The organism is Vibrio sp. ArtGut-C1 (assembly GCF_002105475.1).
Classification (GTDB): domain Bacteria; phylum Pseudomonadota; class Gammaproteobacteria; order Enterobacterales; family Vibrionaceae; genus Vibrio; species Vibrio diabolicus.
The window spans coordinates 1-18870 of record NZ_NCTH01000003.1 but is presented as its reverse complement, the minus strand read 5'-3'; the positions used below and the strand labels follow the sequence as shown (position 1 = coordinate 18870).

The following is an 18870-nucleotide window of genomic DNA, read 5'->3' as shown; positions in this document are numbered from 1 at the left end:
ACTATATTCGATATTTCGCATCATTCGGTCAAAAAATCGGCGCAATCTCACTAAACGCTGACTTTTCTTATCGCCGAAGCATTTTTGAGCAAGGATTTTGCCTCCCGCCACGCTGAAAATCGTCCTAAGTATTGATCAAATTCAAGTTAGATAAAGTAAAAGCTCCGCAAAAAGGCAAACGTTTACCCTACGTTGTGATAGAATCGCCGCGCAAATTCTTCTTCCCTCTTGCTTACTTGGAGACATCATGAAACGCGATTTAGCAATGGCATTTTCCCGTGTGACTGAAGGTGCAGCTTTGGCTGGTTACAAATGGCTTGGCCGTGGCGATAAAAATGCAGCCGATGGCGCAGCTGTTGAAGTTATGCGCACCCTACTGAACAAAACAGATATCAGTGGTGAAATTGTCATTGGTGAGGGTGAAATCGATGATGCGCCAATGCTATACATTGGTGAGCAAGTGGGTATTGGTGGTGATGAAGTAGATATTGCAGTCGACCCGATTGAAGGGACTCGCATGACGGCAATGGGGCAATCTAACGCACTAGCCGTACTTGCCGCAGGTGAGAAAGGCAGCTTTCTTAAAGCGCCAGATATGTACATGGAAAAACTGGTTGTTGGCCCTGGTGCAAAAGGCGTAATTGATTTAGAAAAGCCGTTAAAAGAGAACCTAGAGAACGTAGCAAAAGCCCTGAACAAACCACTTGATACCCTCGTCGTTATTACCCTTGCGAAACCTCGCCACGATGACGTTATTGCAGAAATGCAAGCAATGGGCGTACGTGTCTTTGCGGTGCCTGATGGTGATGTGGCTGCCTCTATTCTGACTTGTATGCCAGACAGTGAAGTGGACATGATGTACTGTATTGGCGGCGCGCCAGAAGGGGTCGTCTCAGCCGCGGTGATTCGAGCGCTAGACGGTGACATGCACGGTCGTCTACTTCCGCGTCACGAAGTAAAAGGCGATACTGAAGAAAACCGCATTTACGGCGCAGACGAACTAAAACGCTGCGATGAAATGGGCGTAAAAGCGAATGTTGTCCTCAAAATGGAAGACATGGCACGCAGCGACAACGTGGTATTTTCAGCAACAGGCATTACTAAAGGTGACTTGCTGGAAGGCATCTCTCGCCAAGGCAATATCGCAACCACAGAAACGCTTCTCGTGCGTGGTCGATGCCGTACTATTCGTCGTATTAAGTCGACTCACTACCTAGATCGTAAAGATCCAGAAGTGCGTGATATTATTCTTTAAGCATTTCTCGAGGCTCTCGCTCAATCTGAGTGTGAGCCTTTCTTTCCGCACAGCCGGACAATAGATTCTGAATCACCTCGTTCCTCGTTGTTCAGAATGACGGTTACTTTAATTAGCTCTAAATCAAAAGAGTTCGTCACTCTCGCGAGCTCCAGCGAGACTAAAAAATCCAGTAACAGCAAACTCCTATTCTCTCCCTCTCACCATAACCCCTACACAGCCGGACGATAGATGCTGAATCACGCTCCTCCCTCGTTGTTCAGAATGACGGCTACCATTGCAAGCTCTCAATCAAAAGATTTCGTCATTCTAGCGAGCTCAAGCGAGACTAAGAATCTAGTAACAGCAGATTCCTATTCTTTCCCACTCACCTTAACCACTGCACAACCGGACGATAGATTCTGAAGCACACTCGTTTCTCGCTGTTCAGAGTGGCGATATATATTGGTTCGCATGAACATAGACCCAACAGATCCCCACTCAAACTAAGTCAACACTTTTCTTTACTAACCCTATCGCGCATAATATGTACTGACGTATAAATGGTGGATATATGAAGACCGTAGATAGGATATTGCAAATCGTTAAGCGTGATGGTTCCGTCACTGCAAAACAACTCTCTTCTGAGCTAGGTATGACAACCATGGGGGCGCGTCAGCACCTACAAAGTTTAGAAGATGATGGTATCCTGTCCATTCATGACGTCAAAGTCAAAGTAGGTCGCCCTGCTCGTCATTGGTCTCTCACTCAAAAAGGTCATGAGCAATTTGCTGACCGTCACGGTGAGTTGACCATTCAGTTTATAGAGGCTGTCGAACACATTTTTGGCAAAGATGGACTGGACAAAGTCACATCGGAAAGAGAAAAACTCACGTTACAAAGTTATCGTCAGCATCTTGAGCAATGCGACTCTCTGCAAAGCAAACTAGAAACTCTTGTGACACTAAGAGAACAAGAAGGCTATATGGCCGAGCTTGAGCAAGATGAGAACGGATTTATCTTGATCGAAAATCACTGCCCGATTTGTAAAGCCGCAACTCGCTGCCCAAGCTTGTGTCAATCGGAATTGAGCGTCTTTCAGTCTTTGCTTGGACGTGACACCAAAATAGAGCGCACCGAGCATATCATCAGCGGTCAAAGACGCTGTGTGTACCGCATCCAACAACTGCAGTAACCACCACAAACAAACATCGACATGCCGCACTTATTCAATCTCAAGCCTGAAAGCTTCTCTTATAAATGAGACGGCTGAAGAATTCATCCTCTCTCCTCTTTCTAGTGGTATAGGCTTTTAGTAACTAAAGGCAATTTCCATAAGGATTTGGAGAACATTGATGTCTACTCTACGTCACTACTCTTCTCAAACGCTTCCGCCATTCGATGAAATGGTTCGAATGGCAGAGCGAGATCCAGAAGCTTTTGAGCAATTTCGTCATGAAATGGCAAAAGAGATGATCGAAAGCGCATCAGAAAACATGCAAGAAAGGCTGTGGGCTCAGCAAAGCCACATCGATAGGGTCATCAGCACGTGTAAAAACCCTCACCACACCAATGTGGTATTGATGAACGAATTACAAAAACAGGTCGTGAAGTTCAGAGCGGCGCTACAAGGGGAAACAGCACCGACTCAAAAAGCGGATGTGGTTAGCTTAGAGGCATTTAAAGGTAGGGATGATTTTTACTGATACTCAGCAGACAGCTCGAGAAAGTTAGGATTCGTTTCTCTTACCAAGTCTAACTTCCATTTACGCTTCCACTGTTTGAGCTGCTTCTCTCGGGTTATGGCAGTTGCCATATCTTCGAATAACTCAAAGTAAACGAGCTTATGAACGTTGTATTTCTTGGTAAATCCCTCAACTACTCCGTTTTTATGCTGCCATATTCTTTGAGGCAGCTGACTGGTAACACCAATGTAAAGAACGGCGTTGTTGTTTGACGTTAGGATATAAACGCAAGGTGTCCTATCGATGATTCATTCTCCTTCATGATTCGCTGTTACTTTTCCATTGTAATTCAATCGCTCAGTTCAAACTCGGAGCGCTCTGTGCGTAGATTCTGAATCACACTCGTCCCTCGCTGTTCAGAATGACGGTTCTATTTAATAAGAGAAAGTCGCCATTCTAGCGAGCTCAAGCGAGACTAAGAATCGAGTAGCAACAAACTCCTGTTCTTTCCCACTCACCTTAGCCACTGCTCAACCGGATGATAGATTCTGAATCACCTCGTTCCTCGTTGTTCAGAATGACGGTGAGTTTAACAGCCTCTAAATCAAAAGAGCTCGTCACTCTATCGAGCCTTAGCGAGACTAAGAATCTGGTAACAGCAAGCTCCTATTCTCTCCCGCTCACCTTAGCCACTGCTCAAGCAGACGATAGATTCTGAATCACGCTCGTACCTCGTTGTTCAGAATGACCGTCACTATAGCAAGCTCTAGATCAAAAAAGCTCGTCATTCTAGCGAGATCCAGCGAGACTAAGAATCAAGTAACAGCAAACTCCTATTCTTTCCCTCTCACCTTAGCCACTGCTCAAGCGGACGATAGATTCTGAATCACGCTCGTACCTCGTTGTTCAGAATGACGGGTACAATAGCAAGCTCTAGATCAAAAGAGCTCGTCATTCTAGCGAGCTCCAGCGAGACTAAGAATCAAGTAACAGCAAACTCCTATTCTTTCCCTCTCACCTTAGCCACTGCTCAAGCGGACGATAGATTCTGAATCATACTCGTCCCCCCACTGTTCAGAATTACGGGTACAATAACAAGCTCTAGAGCAAAGGAGTTAGTCATTCTAGCGAGCCTTAGCGAGACTAAGAATCTACTTTCAGCACGCACGATACTTGAAGCGATTACTCCGGCTCAGGGCCATATTGGTTTGGTCCTGATGTTCCTTTTAATAAGCCACATTCAATTAGAATCCATAAACCACAAATCAGAGAAATGGATGCAACGAACATTTGCGGTGTCGACGGCTCTTGTGCGACAGGGCTGGTCATTGGCGTGGCGATTCGCCCGATAATCAGCGGAATATTCAGTGCTAGCCAATAGATTGATTTGTTGCGGTCATGCCAACGCTTGGTGGTGATCGCCAAATCAGGGATTAACAAAATCACCAAGAAAATAGGGAGAAGTAAATAGGAGAAAGTAGGAAATAGCTTACTGATTCCAGCACCAAAACCTAGAATAGAGACATAGTAAATGACGTTCCAAATCCAGTAGGTTTTACGGTTTATACGCCCTTGAAAAGAAAACAGTAACTCTTTAGTCGACATCAAATTTTACCCAAAAATAGAAAGGTTATAGATTAGCCGAGTCGATATAATTTGGAAAGTACACCTGCAGTGTAAGCGCCAATAGTGCCGTTATAACAAGCAGAGCGAGACTAAGCTGAAGCAACGATAAACGCTCGATAAGGCCTATTAGCTTTCAACTCCCTTGCATCTCACGGTGCTTAGCCCTGCCCGCTACTCTCAAGAAACTCGGTTTAACCTAATTCACTACCTTCTGGAAGCTGTCTACGTCCATGTCTCGGATGTTGACCGTTAAGCTGTGCACGTGACTGGCTTGCTCTTGAAGAGTCGCCATCAAGGCTCGTGACAGTTCTCTCTTCTGCTCTTGGGAACGGCCAGATAGCAAATCAAAGTTGATATGGATAAAGTCGAGGCTATCGCCCTCTTCTCCAATTAACCAATTGTGGCACCTGAGCGTTCTAGATTTCACTGACGCGAGCTCAAAAAGGCCACTCTCTAACGCCGTTTTATGTAAATCCTCCAGCAACCCCTGAACATTGACACGTTCTTCCACCGAGTTTGAATACTCTAAAACGAGATTTGGCATTTTGATTCCTTTCTACAACTATTAATTCCAGCGCGTAGTAATACCAATCTCAGCAGCAATTTCCGAGGAATGAACTATCATTCTGTCTACGTGATCACCAATCGATTGCTTTTGACAAAAATAACAGGATCGATGCTTGGTCGAATCAGTAAAGAAAGCCGGACAAGACATGACGCCAATCATGATCTGTTCACATTATTCTGTTATATTCCTACGTAGATTTTTTACATTAATTGACTATTTACATTAAAGATAAGGGAGATATTCCTATGCGTCGTCCTGTAGTGATGGGTAACTGGAAACTAAACGGCAGCAAAGCAATGGTAACTGAGCTGCTAACTGGTCTTAACGCTGAGCTTGAAGGCGTTGAAGGTGTTGACGTCGCAGTCGCTCCACCAGCACTTTACATCGACCTAGCAGAGCGAGTAATCGCTGAAGGCGGTAACAAGATCATCCTAGGTGCTCAAAACACTGACCTAAACAACAGCGGTGCGTTCACTGGCGATATGTCTCCAGAAATGCTGAAAGATTTCGGTGCTACTCACATCATCATCGGTCACTCAGAGCGTCGTGAATACCACAACGAATCTGACGAGTTTATCGCTAAGAAATTCAACTTCCTAAAAGAAAACGGCCTAACTCCTGTTTTCTGTATCGGTGAATCTGAAGCGCAAAACGAAGCTGGCGAAACTGAAGCTGTATGTGCACGTCAAATCAACGCAGTTATCGACACTTACGGTGTTGAAGCTCTAAACGGCGCAATCATCGCTTACGAACCAATCTGGGCTATCGGTACTGGTAAAGCAGCAACCGCTGAAGATGCACAACGCATCCACGCTTCTATCCGTGCACTAATCGCAGCGAAAGACGAAGCAGTTGCAGCACAAGTAATCATCCAATACGGTGGTTCTGTTAAGCCAGAAAACGCTGAAGCTTACTTCTCACAACCAGACATCGACGGTGCTCTAGTTGGCGGCGCTTCTCTAGACGCGAAAAGCTTCGCGGCAATCGCTAAAGCAGCGGCAAAAGCAAAAGCTTAATCTCGTTTTTACTCAGAGTCGAAATAACAAAGGGATGCATCATGCATCCCTTTTTGTTTGCGTGTTATCCACTCGGAGTACACCGATAGGAAGTTCTGAATTATGCTGGCTCGGCAATTTTCACGGTTGTTTTTTTCGCGAGCTCCGCACTGGAATCCTTCTTATAAAGGTTCTCGTAGCAGTAATTTGTTGCTTCAATATAGCCTTCTACACTACCGCAATCAAAGCGCTGACCTTTAAATTTGTATGCCAAAACACAACCAGATTGAGCTTGTTGCATCAGCGCATCGGTGATTTGAATCTCGCCACCTTTGCCCGGCTCTGTATTTTCAATCAGTTCAAAGATATCAGGTGTCAGAATGTAGCGACCAATAATCGCTAGATTGCTAGGTGCAGTGCCTGGCTCTGGCTTTTCAACCATGTTATCAATGCGGAAGATATCATCTTTGATCATCTCGCCAGCAATCACACCGTATTTATGCGTTTCTGATTCCGGCACTTCTTGCACCGCAACGATTGAACAGCGGAACTGTTTGTACAGCTCAACCATTTGCGCTAGAACGCCTTTGTCTTCATTCACACAAAGGTCATCCGCGAGCACTACAGCAAACGGTTCATCACCGACCAGTTCACGTCCCGTAAGAATAGCGTGACCTAAGCCTTTCATTTCACGCTGACGGATGTAAGTGTAACTCGCAGAATCAATCAAAGAACGAATATCATCAAGCAGCGCTTCTTTACTTGTACCGCTAATTTGATGCTCTAGCTCGTAGTTTTTATCAAAGTGATCCATTAACGAGTGCTTACCACGACCAGTGACGATGCACATACCGTCCATACCGGCTTCAATCGCCTCTTCAACACCGTATTCAATCAATGGCTTGTTTACCACTGGCATCATTTCTTTCGGCATCGACTTAGTCGCAGGAAGGAAACGTGTACCGTAACCCGCCGCAGGGAATAAACATTTTTTAATCATAACCATTACCAACTAAAAGAAAGGCTCCCTTAAGGGAGCCTATTATATTATTTGAATATAAAGACTAATTAATCACTACCGAACAGGTCGCGGGTGTAAACTTTATTAGCCACATCAGCTAGTTCTTCCACCATGCGGTTAGAAACAATGACATCAGACATTTGTTTGAATTCTTCAATATCGCGGATAACAGCAGAGTGGAAGAACTCATCTTCCTTAAGTACTGGCTCATACACCACGACTTCGATGCCTTTTGCCTTAATGCGCTTCATAATGCCTTGAATAGACGAAGCGCGGAAGTTATCTGAACCAGCTTTCATAATTAAGCGGTAAATACCCACGACTTTTGGTTCTCGCTTGAGAATAGACTCTGCGACAAAATCTTTACGAGTGCGGTTCGCATCAACGATTGCACCAATAATGTTATTAGGAACTTCTTGGTAGTTTGCTAACAATTGCTTTGTATCTTTTGGTAAGCAGTAACCACCATAACCGAATGACGGATTGTTGTAGTGATTGCCAATACGAGGGTCTAAGCCAACACCTTCAATAATTTGGCGAGCATCAAGATTGTGTGCTTCAGCATACGAATCTAGCTCATTAAAATAGGCTACGCGCATCGCAAGATATGTGTTTGAGAACAACTTAACCGCTTCTGCTTCTGTAGAGTCAGTAAACAGAACCGAGATGTCTTCTTTTACCGCGCCTTCAACCAAAAGGTTAGCGAACTTCTCTGCACGTTCGCTGCGCTCACCAACGATGATGCGAGACGGGTGGAGGTTATCGTAAAGTGCTTTGCCTTCACGAAGAAACTCTGGAGAGAACATAACATTCTGACAACCGAGCTCCTCTTTAATACGCGCAGTATAACCCACAGGTACAGTCGACTTAATCACCATAACCGCATCTGGATTAATTGCCATCACATCTTTAATCACCGCTTCAACTGAAGAAGTATTAAAGTAGTTCGTTTGAGGGTCATAATCCGTTGGTGTGGCAATAACAACAAACTCTGCGCCTTTGTAAGCCAGCTCTTTATCTAGCGTCGCGACAAAGTTGAGCTCTTTGTTTGCAAGAAAATGTTCGATTTCCGCATCAACAATTGGAGACTTCTTGTCGTTCAACAAGTCCACTTTTTCTTGGATAATATCAACCGCCACTACCTCATGGTTTTGTGACAATAACATGGCATTGGACAAACCGACGTAGCCCGTGCCTGCTACAGCAATTTTCATTTTTATTTCCTATCATTTAACTGACGCTAGCATATCAAAACACCTACACTCTCGGTAGAGTACAGTGATTAACTCAAAGCCTAACTAGCAGCACAACTTAATTCAATTGAGTACCCAAGTAGCGCAAATAAGCGTTGCGGATGCGCTGCCTGTTCTGCTCAAAGTACTCTTGACCATAACGGCCTCGGTTAAAGTAGCGACGAAGCATGCTATTATCCATCACAAGTTCATCCCCTTGGCCTGCCGCTAAGTAATTATAATCATTGCCAACTCGTGTCGTAACGTTGAAATCATAAGCCTCGTTACCACGAACTTGTATCACACTCGGCGACATATCACGCCATGGCGTTAATGGCAGCTTTACCGACACAGTGACAAACTGCTCTTCGTCTGTATCGTTAAACTTCGTCACCTGATAACTTGCGGATACTTCTATATCTTCAAACCAATGTGATGTCGTGAATTTTGCGCCAACATCCCCTTTCCAAAACTCGCCAGCAGTTGCGTTAAACTGCCAATCCCACTGTGGCATAGAGAATGTGTAACGAGTTAAAAAGGTTTGGCGATCTGGGTTCGCATAACCATTTTTGTCTTTTTCGTCTTGATGTTGGAAATAGCTCATCTCTAATCCCAACCAATGGTTGCCCGATTGAGAGAACCAAGCTGATTCACTACGCGCACCGATATAGTCCGATTTAACCAAGCCTAGAGATACTTGGTTGGCTATATCGACATATGGCAAACGGAAGAACTGATGTACCATTGCACGCTCAATCTCGTTCTCGTATACGCTGTCTTCGAAATACCCACCCTCTTCAAAATCATCACTTTCTGCTAAAGGTAAAATATGACGAACATCTATTGCCGCGCCAGACCATAGGTAGGTATATAAGTTGCTGGACATGGCAAAAGAGTAATCATACACACCGTACTCGGTTGCTACGCCATGCCTTACCATAGGGGAAAATACGATCTGCGAATCTAAAGTGCCTGAATTGACTCGTTCCGTTTTCCAAGCAACCATGTCTAATCTTTCCGACAAATCGCGCGTGATAAACTGAATGTCATCACAAGATGCGCTACCATTGACAAATCTTTGATAACAGTTAGAGTTAGACAAAACGCTGACCACTGGTTTTTGGTTGGCAAGCATCACAAGTTCAAATTGATCCGATGCAGCGCCAATATCTTGCGCTGCATTTTGACCAAAATGACTCGATACAATCCCCAGAGCCACACCTAGCCCATCTGCTTGATTATGGTTGTATCGACGGTTCTCTAAAGCCACCACGACTCTACCATTGACTAACCCCACTTGAACATTAACGAAACCTTCATTTTTTAACGCACTCACCAGAGTGGAGATCGAAGCATCTTGAGACTTCTTCTGTTCTACAAAAATCTTATCTTTCAAAGATATATCGTTTTGAGAAAAGCTAACTGAGCGTGTGTAATCAGATATCAGAGGGATTGAAAAAGCGGCATTCCATACATTTTTAGTATCAGTTTCATGGCCTGAATAGATCTGATAACTAAGAGAAGCTGTTATATCATACGGGAGCAGCTGTTTTGGCGTAAAAATTTTTACTGAAGAATTAAACTCTTCTGAGTCGTACTCACCTACCAACTGAATAAAATTGAATGGTTGGTACTCAACACCACCAAATGGACCATCCATAACACCAAGCGGAATATCTGACTGTCCATACCCCACCGACATTCGAACTGGAGCAAAATCGAAAGAGTAGTCAGTAACTATATAATTCGTATTAAAGTAGTTTAACTCCCCGCCAAGATCTTGCACGCCAACTGCCAACTTGAGTTTATTAAAATCTTGAAAAAAAGGAAGTTGATACTTAAAAGAGGCTGATAGGTCTCTAATACTCCCCACAACAAACCCATTAGAACTATAATCTTCAGTCACGATTCGGCCTTGTGCCTCTAACCCTTCGATTAGTCCGAGAGAAAACGTTAAAGATTCTATATCAGAGACACTATTCCTAAGCGGTAACCCATGTGCAAAGTCAAAGCCAAAGCTCCCGTAGTTCTGAACTTGGGCATTGGGAACAAAAATCACCCCTGTAAAGCTTTGATTTGAAGGGAAACTTTCTAATACAGCAGTATTAGCATAGGAGTGAGAGAAAAGAAAAAAAAGACATACTATAGAAGCATTAACATTCTTATTAAAAAACATAGTTCTCATCCACTATAAAGCAAAATATGAGGTTAAAACCCAATATATTCTAAGATTTCATCCACCTTAAAAAACTCCTCTTTCACATAAGGATTAAAGTTGGTGGATTTAGCTTCCTGTACAATTTTTAAAGGGTTTTCGAAGTCCCACATGACTAGTGCGTAACCGTTACACTCCATAAACCTTGCTATATCGATTTGATGTTTATCTATCCTATCAAGATTTGGAACTATTATTGTTTTAACCTTAGATTCTACTAGAGAGTATATTGACCCTGCTCCAGCATGTGTAATCACAACATCTGCAGAATTATAATAATCATGTATATTTTTACTAAACTTAAAAAAATCACCAAATCGAGGCTTGTACTTACCATCAGAAATCTGGAATATAACATCAATGCCTTGAGTATTTGCAACTTTTTCATCTATAGATTTTATTAAAGAGTCAAAAGGCGTGGTTCCTACTGTAACAAATATTTTCATAACCTACCGGAATATATAGAGTTCTTATAAAGATTTAAAAGTGAATGATTTTGAACATAAAATTTATTTGCCAATAGGTGCATTATCCTACCAGTAAAAGACTTACTCTCAAACCGAGACCATGTCTCTATATGTATAACTTTAACACCTATAAATCGAAAGTAACAAGCAACTAAAACTGATATACCCGGACCGGTTGAAATTACGCATTTCACCTCATTGCAATTAGATATTTTTCTCAACGCTTTAAAAATTGAAAAAAAACTCGAATTACAGATAGTTTTTAAATGGCTATATTTGTCTCTAACCTCACCCACAACATAGTGGCCCTTCGACCAGACTGGTTTTTCTTTAACATCTGATATACTAATAAAATCTATATCGCTTGATTTTTTCAACATATTATTTACTAGGCGATTGGCTTGCGCTTCGTGTCCGCCTTCACCAAAGCAAACTAAAATTGTTTTATTATTAAAAGTTGACACACACCCTCCTTAAAAGCTGTTTGAATATAAATAGAAACATGTCATAAATAGAGTTTATATAAAGACATAATCATTGATAAACATCAAAATACAGTTTAGCTACATCGGACCAATTGCGATTACTTTCAACAAAATCTCGGCCATTTTTAGCAATAGATAAATTGAAGTTTTCATACTGTTTCCTCATTGAAGATGACAAGCTCTTGATGGAATCTGCTTCAAAGAACACTGCATTTCGCTCCGAAGAACAAACCTCTACAATCCCCCCACAGTTACTACCGATAACAAGCCGACCAAATACCATAGCCTCTAGCGGTTTCAACGGAGTTACTACATCACATATCTTCAATTTTCTTCTAGGTATCACAACGCAATCTAAGCTTTTATAAACATCAATTATATCACCTCTCTCAAATGGCCCGGCAATCGAAATTCTACCATCGTCAGCTTTATCTATTAGTTCTTTCAAATCGTTTAAATAAGGACCCTTTCCATGAAATGTTAACTTACAGTCACTAAAATCATTTCTAGGAAAAGCATCTAAAAAAGCTTTTAGTAATAAATCTAAACCTTCAATGTGACTGAAGTTACCTACATAACCAAATGATTTAATTGTCTTGGGAAAGGAAATGCTTTTAGCCTCTAAAAATAATTCATCAGAAACTGCATTTGGCACAACAACCACTTTATCTGGAAGAACCCCTCTATCGATTACATTTTTTCTAAGACCTTCATTCAATACAACCACTTTATCTGCAAGACGCATTGATAACGTCTCTAAAAATCGAATAATTTTAATTTGAAGCTTATCGATAAACTTAACGCTGTCAAACCTTTCCTCCCAAATAGACCTATATTCATAGACAAAGCCAATCTTAAGTATTTTACTACAAACAAATGCAGATAGACCGCAAAAAAACATGCTATGTGCATGAATAAAATCAACATTTTCTCTTTTGGCAATTTTATATACTTTAATTGAAAAACCTAAAATAGAAATAAGTTTTTTAATCCTATTTTTAATATTCTTTTTCTTTTCTGACGCCTCTAGATCTTCATTATTGTTGTAAGTTCTATATACTTTGACATCATTTATTATATCGAAGTCTTCTCTATATCCCCTTTGAAATGGGGAGGTGACCACGACAACATCTATACCATTAGATATTTGACCTTTTAATATACCTTCACTTCTAATTGATGAACCAGTAACATCGGGAAGATATGTATATAAAACATGAAGAACTTTCAAAATTAACCTCTATTAATAATTATTCTATGACATAAACAATAGTAAAAGTATGCAATTAAAACACTCGTTATGTACTCTGGCTTCAAAAAGCCTCTATGAAAAAGATGTATAAACTGAACAATAACTTGGGAGTAAACTACGATAAATAATGGAGATTTATAGAGTTTGGCTTCAAGAAAATAAAAAGAAACTCCAAAGAGTAGAAAGAATGCTGGGGTAAACATTTTATAATCTATGTAAATACCACCAACTAAGCCAGGTGTAAGGCCACCGCCTTCAACAGTGCCAAATATCCTTCCTAATGTTTGTCCTGCAGCCAACCTCTCTCCAGGTAAAACAGTAAACAAGTCAGCAAAAAAAAGGGAATAAGTATTAATATTGTTCGCTATTGACTCAATTACAAGTCTATTAGACAGACCAATAGTTTCTTTAAACCCAAGATGGAAAGGTAAAATAACTCTTATTAATATATTATCGTAATCAAAATAATGAGACATTAACACATCAACACTAGATAGTTCGCTACCGTCACCTCTCCGTAAATAGAATCCAGAAATAATAACCAAAAAAGCTAACAATGAATATATCAAGAACTTTTTATTCTTATTAATTATCTTATAGATATCAAAACCACCGAATTTAAAATACACATCAGAAATTAAGTAACTCAATATCGATATTACAGCTGTTCCTCTACTACCAATAAGTATTGCGGGAAGCACAACCAAAAGCAATAATAACGCTTTATTTTTATATTTTAATATTGGTATCAGCGCGGCGATAGGAAGTGCAGACTTTATCACATATTCAAGAGAAGTTGGTATGAGAAATCTTATTGTTTGATTCAGTAAAATATTACCATAAAATATATACACAGCTAAAACTGAAACATAAACTATAAGTAAGTGAATTAAAATCGCCATCAAAATAAATTTTTGATTACTTACATGAAAATTATTTCTGTCAGTTACATAACACCTTATAAATACACAAGGAATAAGAAAGAGTAGAACACATAAAAAGTAAAGATTTATAACTTCAACTTCAATATATCCCCTCCAAGTAGATATATTTAACAAGCCTATAGATAAGTAAAAAACAAGAAAAAATACCACCAACCTAAATAATCCAGAAATATTAAGGAAAGAGATAATCAAAAAAAACACAATTGAAAAGTATGAAAACACATAATTATTTAACAAGAAAGATGTAGTAATCAATATTATTGAAAAAAATAATAATATAAACTTTGATATGTCTTTTATCATGTCACAGTCATTCCTGTACAATAATCATAATCATCTATCTTTCTCATGTAGATTGAAATAATGATGCATCTAATAAGCCATGACATTGCTACTCCATATAAGATCGCTTCGACACTGCTTACTAGGTTTATAACAAAAAAATACATAATAATGAGAGAAATCATTGTAAATATGTTAGAATTGATCATTTGATTACCTGATGCATTTAATCCAAAGAGTGCAGAGTAATATGAGTAAACACACTTGACCAGCACTAACAATAATGTGGGCAAAAAATAACTATAAGTCAGATTAACTTCTAGAAAATCAGAGAAAAAGGATACTAAGAAAAACCACACTGAATACAAAATAATAACTACCACACCTGTTCTTAACATTCTTCTTATATATATTGATTTATTATATTTACTTTTTAAGTATGCTAATTCTTTAAATCCAACATAAGAGGAAATTAGACTAAAAGGTAATACTGTTAACGATAGCATATAAACATATTCAGAAAAGTATTTGGCATTAATAACCTTTTCAACTAGTACTCTATCTAAATTATTTAATAGCATCATTACAAATAAAGACAATAAGAAGCCAAAGAATACTCTTCTCCAACCTTTAGGTTGCTTCTGATTTATCGAAAAAATCTCTAATTTTGAAAACTTTAAAATAGAGATAGATATAAAAACAGAAACTAACAATGCTAAATATAGTTTATACTCAAACCTAATATTAACTGGCATCAATATAAAAATAATAATTGCTAACTTCCAAAAACCATTAGCTAATTGCGAACGTACGAATAACTTTGCAACTCGAAAACTATTATATATAACAACAAAAGCAGCAGACGATAAAGATACGAATAGGTATAACATAGCACTTTGCATGTTAAACCATAATTTATCCACAACAAATATCAGAAAAATTAAATAAATAGCATTACTTATCACCATTGTAATAATAGTATCTCTTTGAATAACAAATCTATTCTTATCACCTTTGATAAATCGAGTAAATAATTGTTCACTCCCTAAAAAACAAAAGGAGAAAGACATAGACATTAAAGTAATAAAAACATTCCATGTATAAAAATCATGTTCATTTAATTGTTTTTTTGCAAAAAAACTACTTGAGAAGTAACAAATAGAAAAAATGGCCATGATAATCAAGGCCATTTTGTTTTTTATTATATTAAGCATCTACATGCCTACTTGGAAATGATGTTAATGATTTGCTCACCAGATACCCTTTGTATCGATAACAAAGGCATCATTTAATTTTATTTTTTTGAATTGTTTGTGATCTACTAACATCACATGAATATCAGTTCTGGAAAGAGATTCATCAAGTGATACCAAGTCAATATTATCAATATCTATAGAGTCGATATTAGGCTCGATAGCCAATACTTTGCCAACATGGTTTCTTGCTATAGACTTTGTAATGTCGAGTGCCGGACTCTCTCGCAGATCGTCAATATCAGGTTTAAAAGCTAGACCGTAGCAAGCAATCGTTACATCTTTTGCTGTCTTTGTTGGATTTGCATTAAGGAAATCAGCCACCGCCATCTTAACCTTGTTAATGACCCACTCAGGTTTATAGTCATTTACATTTCTTGCCGTATGGATAATTTTAGCTATCTCGGGAGTCTTAGAGACAATAAACCAAGGGTCAACAGCAATGCAATGACCACCAACACCAGGACCTGGCTGAAGAATATTGACTCGTGGATGACGGTTAGCCAGCGAGATCAGTTCCCAAACATCAATACCTAATTCATCACAAATCATTGATAACTCATTAGCAAAGGCAATTTGAACATCACGAGACGAATTTTCTGTTAGTTTGGCCATTTCCGCAGTACGAGCATTGGTTATAACACACTCACCCATTACAAACGTTTTATATAGTTCAACGCTACGCTCAGAACACCGCTTGCTCATCCCACCAATTACTCGGTCATTCTGAACTAACTCCGTGACCACTTTCCCCGGTAATACACGTTCAGGACAATGTGCTACATTCACATCAGCAAATTCCCCTGCCGTTTGTGGAAAGGTCAAATCCTTGCGAGCTTCAGCAAGCCATGCTGACATCTGCTCTGTAGCACCAACTGGTGACGTCGATTCAAGAATAACCAAGTTGCCTTTTTTCAAAACTGGTGCGATAGCTTTTGCAGCTGACTCGATATAAGTCAAATCTGGCTCTGGAATATCTCCCTTTTCACAAGGCTTAAAAGGTGTCGGTACTGCTATTAAAAAAGCATCTGCTGGTTCAGGCGTTGTCACCGCTTTCAAATATTCTTGCTGTACTGCAGCACTCACCAACATATCCAGATCCGGTTCAACGATATGGATCTCGCCGCGATTAATTGTGTCTACTGCATGCTGATTGACATCAACACCAATCACTTTTTTCTTGCGAGAAGCAAACATTGCTGCTGTTGGTAAGCCAATATACCCTAAACCAATAACTGAAATTGTTTCAAATGACATTTTTCATTCCAATATTTAATTTTATTTTGCTAATGTGTTTAAAATTCTTTGGCAAGCTTTGCCATCACCATATGGGTTATGTGCATAACTCATTTCTTTGTACGTCGCTTCATCTTTTAACAAGACTTCTAGTGCGGTAATTATCTTGTCCGTATTTGTGCCAACTAATTTTACCGTACCTGCCTCAACCGCTTCTGGTCTTTCTGTTGTATCACGCATCACTAAAACTGGCTTGCCTAACGATGGCGCTTCTTCTTGGATGCCGCCAGAATCGGTTAAAATGATATTGGCTCGGTCCATCAAATAAATAAATGGCAGATATTGCTGCGGTTCTATTAATAAAACATTGTCAATATCACCCAATATTCTGTTAACTGGCTCACGCACGTTCGGGTTTAAGTGCATTGGGTATAAGATTTGAACATTTGGATTACTTGTCGCAGTTTGCGCTAATGCTTCACAAATTCTCTCAAAGCCGCCACCAAAACTCTCTCGTCGATGTCCTGTAACCAAAATCAACTTTTTACTCTCGTCTAAGAACGAAAATTGTTCCTCTAGCTGAGATTTTAGCTTTTTGTTGGTTTCAATTTTTTCTCTGACCATTAATAATGCATCGATTACTGTATTCCCTGTTACATATATATCTTCTGGACAAAAGTTTTCTCGAAGTAAGTTATCTCTCGATGTCTCTGTAGGAGCAAAATGATATTTTGTCAAAACACCAGTTAGACGTCGATTAGCCTCTTCTGGCCAAGGGGAATATATATTTCCTGTGCGAAGGCCGGCTTCAACATGGCCTACTTCAATTTGCTCGTAATAGGCAGCAAGACTGGCAGCAAAAGTGGTAGCTGTATCACCATGCACAAGAACAGCATCGGGCTTGAAATCTTCAAGTACAGGCTTGAGATCTTGCACAATTCGAGCTGTTACATCATTAAGCGTTTGCCCGGCCTTCATTAAATTAAGGTCATAGTCAGGCTTGATCTCAAATAATTCTAATACTTGGTCTAACATCTCTCTATGCTGTGCGGTAACACAACATTTAGATTCAAAACGTTGATCGCTTGATAAAGCATGAACTAAAGGTGCCATTTTTATAGCTTCTGGGCGCGTACCAAAAACTGTTAGAACTTTTTTTATAGTCACTCTATTTTTCCCTAACAAAGTATAAAATTATGATGGAACAAATAAATATAATTCATATTTGTTCACTGGTCATTCTTTGGCGCTTCCTCAAATTATTTAACCAAGATGAAACGCGCCAAATATGACTAATAACAAAGAAATAACAAACAAATAAAATTAAAAAGGCAATAAACATTGTAGATTCTTTAATACCAACAAAATCAGCCCATAAACCTACCGCAGCACAAATCGATGCCATCGAACAGATGAAAATTAACGTTGCACCTGGTGAAAGCCCAATACGTTGGCAAATATGGTGTAGATGTTCTCTGTCTGGTTGGAATGGTGACTGACCTTTACGAACGCGACGAATCATAATGGTTGCCATGTCCATCAATGGTAAGGCAATTAACCACAGCGCTGTAACTGGCTTGAAAGCTACAGCTCCTGGCTCTTGTGTGCCGCGAATCAGCATCCAGACCACGGTAAAGCCGATAAACATACTGCCTGCATCGCCCATGAAGATCTTAAAGCGACGACCTAGTGGGAAACCTAAGTTCAGGAAGATATAAGGGAGCATCGCAGTCACGATCAATAAACAGATCGTGGCTAAGTATTCATTTCCGTTGTAGGCAAACACAATACCTAATGCTGTAAAGGTGACCGAGGCTAACCCGCCCAGCAAGCCGTCTATGCCATCAACCATATTAAATGCGTTAATTGCGCCTATTACCGCAATAACGGTGATCACTGCGCCAGTGACTTCATTCAGGGCAATGGTTTCGCTCCCCATTAAGTAGCCTAAATCGTGTAAGCTGTGGCCCCCGATGTAAATCATCGCAAGGGATATTCCCGCTTGAATAATAAGGCGAATTTTGAAACTTACATCGTAATAGTCATCTAATGCGCCGAGCACGATGAGTACAGCCGAACAAGATAAGTAGAGTGATAGGTTGTCATTCATTGGTAAGAACAGAAGGAACCCCACCAGTATAGTAGAGAAAATGGAGATCCCTCCTACAAGTGGCACCACACCTTGGTGAAGCTTTCTTGCATTGGGTTTATCTACTAGACCTACGCGCTTGGCGACCTTGCGCATAACAAAAAGTAGAACGAACGACAAAATAAATACAAATATACCGAATCAACTTGAAGATGCAGGCTTGAGAACCTGAAAATTATCATTAATTCGAGATGCCAAAGAGCCTGCGATCTCTGGAAGAGTCACA

The 18870-nt window shown here is 40.0% G+C and carries 18 protein-coding genes; 4 read left to right on the top strand and 14 right to left on the bottom strand.

Annotated elements, in window-relative coordinates; all coding sequences use genetic code 11:
• Nucleotides 1-247: 247 nt before the first annotated feature.
• The 3 genes from glpX to B7360_RS03265 all read left to right on the top strand — a co-directional run bounded on the left by glpX (nt 248) and on the right by B7360_RS03265 (nt 2940).
• Complete coding sequence (gene glpX, locus B7360_RS03275) at nt 248-1255, top strand: class II fructose-bisphosphatase (protein ID WP_005383180.1); 1008 nt, start codon at nt 248-250, stop codon at nt 1253-1255.
• Nucleotides 1256-1808: 553 nt separating this feature from the next.
• Nucleotides 1809-2429, top strand: coding sequence for a metalloregulator ArsR/SmtB family transcription factor (locus tag B7360_RS03270; protein WP_065646853.1), 621 nt, complete (start codon nt 1809-1811; stop codon nt 2427-2429).
• Between the two features lie 160 nt (nt 2430-2589).
• Entirely contained in the window at nt 2590-2940 is a 351-nt protein-coding gene (locus B7360_RS03265; RefSeq protein ID WP_085342723.1) for a DUF3135 domain-containing protein, read from the top strand.
• Here the strand turns inward: B7360_RS03265 and B7360_RS03260 are convergent.
• From B7360_RS03260 to B7360_RS03250, 3 genes are all read right to left on the bottom strand, one after another.
• Nucleotides 2934-3200 carry a GIY-YIG nuclease family protein gene (locus B7360_RS03260; protein ID WP_371343600.1) on the bottom strand — a complete coding sequence of 89 codons (267 nt, stop codon included), beginning with the start codon at nt 3198-3200 and terminating at the stop codon, nt 2934-2936. The two genes, B7360_RS03265 and B7360_RS03260, sit on opposite strands and share 7 nt — an antisense overlap.
• 901 nt (nt 3201-4101) lie before the next feature.
• Nucleotides 4102-4524, bottom strand: coding sequence for a DUF805 domain-containing protein (locus tag B7360_RS03255; protein WP_047009013.1), 423 nt, complete (start codon nt 4522-4524; stop codon nt 4102-4104).
• A gap of 217 nt (nt 4525-4741) precedes the next feature.
• The gene (locus tag B7360_RS03250) at nt 4742-5089 is read right to left on the bottom strand and encodes a 5-carboxymethyl-2-hydroxymuconate Delta-isomerase (RefSeq protein ID WP_005397960.1); all 348 of its coding nucleotides are present in this window, start codon (nt 5087-5089) and stop codon (nt 4742-4744) included.
• Between the two features lie 269 nt (nt 5090-5358).
• On the opposite strand from B7360_RS03250, the gene tpiA reads away from it, so the two are divergent.
• On the top strand, nt 5359-6129 hold the full coding sequence (tpiA, locus tag B7360_RS03245; protein ID WP_005384863.1) for a triose-phosphate isomerase: 771 nt from the start codon (nt 5359-5361) through the stop codon (nt 6127-6129).
• 100 nt (nt 6130-6229) lie between these two features.
• Here the strand turns inward: tpiA and galU are convergent, their stop codons facing one another.
• The 11 genes from galU to wecA all read right to left on the bottom strand — a co-directional run bounded on the left by galU (nt 6230) and on the right by wecA (nt 18779).
• Nucleotides 6230-7108: a UTP--glucose-1-phosphate uridylyltransferase GalU gene (gene galU / locus B7360_RS03240; RefSeq protein WP_053807570.1), complete on the bottom strand. Its 879-nt coding sequence runs from the start codon at nt 7106-7108 to the stop codon at nt 6230-6232.
• 68 nt (nt 7109-7176) lie between these two features.
• On the bottom strand, nt 7177-8343 hold the full coding sequence (locus B7360_RS03235) for a nucleotide sugar dehydrogenase (RefSeq protein WP_053807569.1): 1167 nt from the start codon (nt 8341-8343) through the stop codon (nt 7177-7179).
• Between the two features lie 97 nt (nt 8344-8440).
• The gene (locus B7360_RS03230) at nt 8441-10537 is read right to left on the bottom strand and encodes a YjbH domain-containing protein (RefSeq protein WP_053807568.1); all 2097 of its coding nucleotides are present in this window, start codon (nt 10535-10537) and stop codon (nt 8441-8443) included.
• 32 nt (nt 10538-10569) lie between these two features.
• Nucleotides 10570-11022 (bottom strand): PssE/Cps14G family polysaccharide biosynthesis glycosyltransferase, encoded by a 453-nt coding sequence (pssE, locus tag B7360_RS03225; RefSeq protein ID WP_053807567.1) that lies wholly within the window; start codon nt 11020-11022, stop codon nt 10570-10572.
• Nucleotides 11019-11507, bottom strand: coding sequence for a PssD/Cps14F family polysaccharide biosynthesis glycosyltransferase (gene pssD / locus B7360_RS03220; RefSeq protein WP_053807566.1), 489 nt, complete (start codon nt 11505-11507; stop codon nt 11019-11021). Before pssD ends, pssE begins: the two co-directional genes overlap by 4 nt.
• Before the next feature lie 70 nt (nt 11508-11577).
• Nucleotides 11578-12759, bottom strand: a complete 1182-nt coding sequence (locus B7360_RS03215; RefSeq protein ID WP_053807565.1) for a glycosyltransferase family 4 protein — start codon at nt 12757-12759, stop codon at nt 11578-11580.
• A 2-nt stretch (nt 12760-12761) separates the two neighbouring features.
• Complete coding sequence (locus B7360_RS03210; RefSeq protein WP_053807564.1) at nt 12762-14027, bottom strand: O-antigen polymerase; 1266 nt, start codon at nt 14025-14027, stop codon at nt 12762-12764.
• The gene (locus tag B7360_RS03205) at nt 14024-15220 is read right to left on the bottom strand and encodes a hypothetical protein (RefSeq protein ID WP_085342722.1); all 1197 of its coding nucleotides are present in this window, start codon (nt 15218-15220) and stop codon (nt 14024-14026) included. Before B7360_RS03205 ends, B7360_RS03210 begins: the two co-directional genes overlap by 4 nt.
• Nucleotides 15221-15256: 36 nt before the next feature.
• Nucleotides 15257-16516, bottom strand: coding sequence for a UDP-N-acetyl-D-mannosamine dehydrogenase (gene wecC / locus B7360_RS03200; protein ID WP_053807676.1), 1260 nt, complete (start codon nt 16514-16516; stop codon nt 15257-15259).
• Nucleotides 16517-16537: 21 nt separating this feature from the next.
• Complete coding sequence (gene wecB, locus B7360_RS03195) at nt 16538-17662, bottom strand: non-hydrolyzing UDP-N-acetylglucosamine 2-epimerase (protein WP_053807675.1); 1125 nt, start codon at nt 17660-17662, stop codon at nt 16538-16540.
• 52 nt (nt 17663-17714) lie between these two features.
• On the bottom strand, nt 17715-18779 hold the full coding sequence (gene wecA, locus B7360_RS03190) for a UDP-N-acetylglucosamine--undecaprenyl-phosphate N-acetylglucosaminephosphotransferase (protein ID WP_256376118.1): 1065 nt from the start codon (nt 18777-18779) through the stop codon (nt 17715-17717).
• Nucleotides 18780-18870: the final 91 nt, after the last annotated feature.

Bases quoted from the DNA above. Each gene is read 5' to 3' on its own strand.
- glpX (WP_005383180.1), top strand. From the start codon at position 248: ATGAAACGCGATTTAGCAATGGCATTTTCCCGTGTGACTGAAGGTGCA.
- B7360_RS03270 (WP_065646853.1), top strand. From the start codon at position 1,809: ATGAAGACCGTAGATAGGATATTGCAAATCGTTAAGCGTGATGGTTCC.
- B7360_RS03265 (WP_085342723.1), top strand. From the start codon at position 2,590: ATGTCTACTCTACGTCACTACTCTTCTCAAACGCTTCCGCCATTCGAT.
- B7360_RS03255 (WP_047009013.1), bottom strand. From the start codon at position 4,524: ATGTCGACTAAAGAGTTACTGTTTTCTTTTCAAGGGCGTATAAACCGT.
- B7360_RS03250 (WP_005397960.1), bottom strand. From the start codon at position 5,089: ATGCCAAATCTCGTTTTAGAGTATTCAAACTCGGTGGAAGAACGTGTC.
- tpiA (WP_005384863.1), top strand. From the start codon at position 5,359: ATGCGTCGTCCTGTAGTGATGGGTAACTGGAAACTAAACGGCAGCAAA.
- galU (WP_053807570.1), bottom strand. From the start codon at position 7,108: ATGATTAAAAAATGTTTATTCCCTGCGGCGGGTTACGGTACACGTTTC.
- B7360_RS03235 (WP_053807569.1), bottom strand. From the start codon at position 8,343: ATGAAAATTGCTGTAGCAGGCACGGGCTACGTCGGTTTGTCCAATGCC.
- B7360_RS03230 (WP_053807568.1), bottom strand. From the start codon at position 10,537: ATGTTTTTTAATAAGAATGTTAATGCTTCTATAGTATGTCTTTTTTTT.
- pssE (WP_053807567.1), bottom strand. From the start codon at position 11,022: ATGAAAATATTTGTTACAGTAGGAACCACGCCTTTTGACTCTTTAATA.
- B7360_RS03210 (WP_053807564.1), bottom strand. From the start codon at position 14,027: ATGATAAAAGACATATCAAAGTTTATATTATTATTTTTTTCAATAATA.
- B7360_RS03205 (WP_085342722.1), bottom strand. From the start codon at position 15,220: ATGCTTAATATAATAAAAAACAAAATGGCCTTGATTATCATGGCCATT.
- wecC (WP_053807676.1), bottom strand. From the start codon at position 16,516: ATGTCATTTGAAACAATTTCAGTTATTGGTTTAGGGTATATTGGCTTA.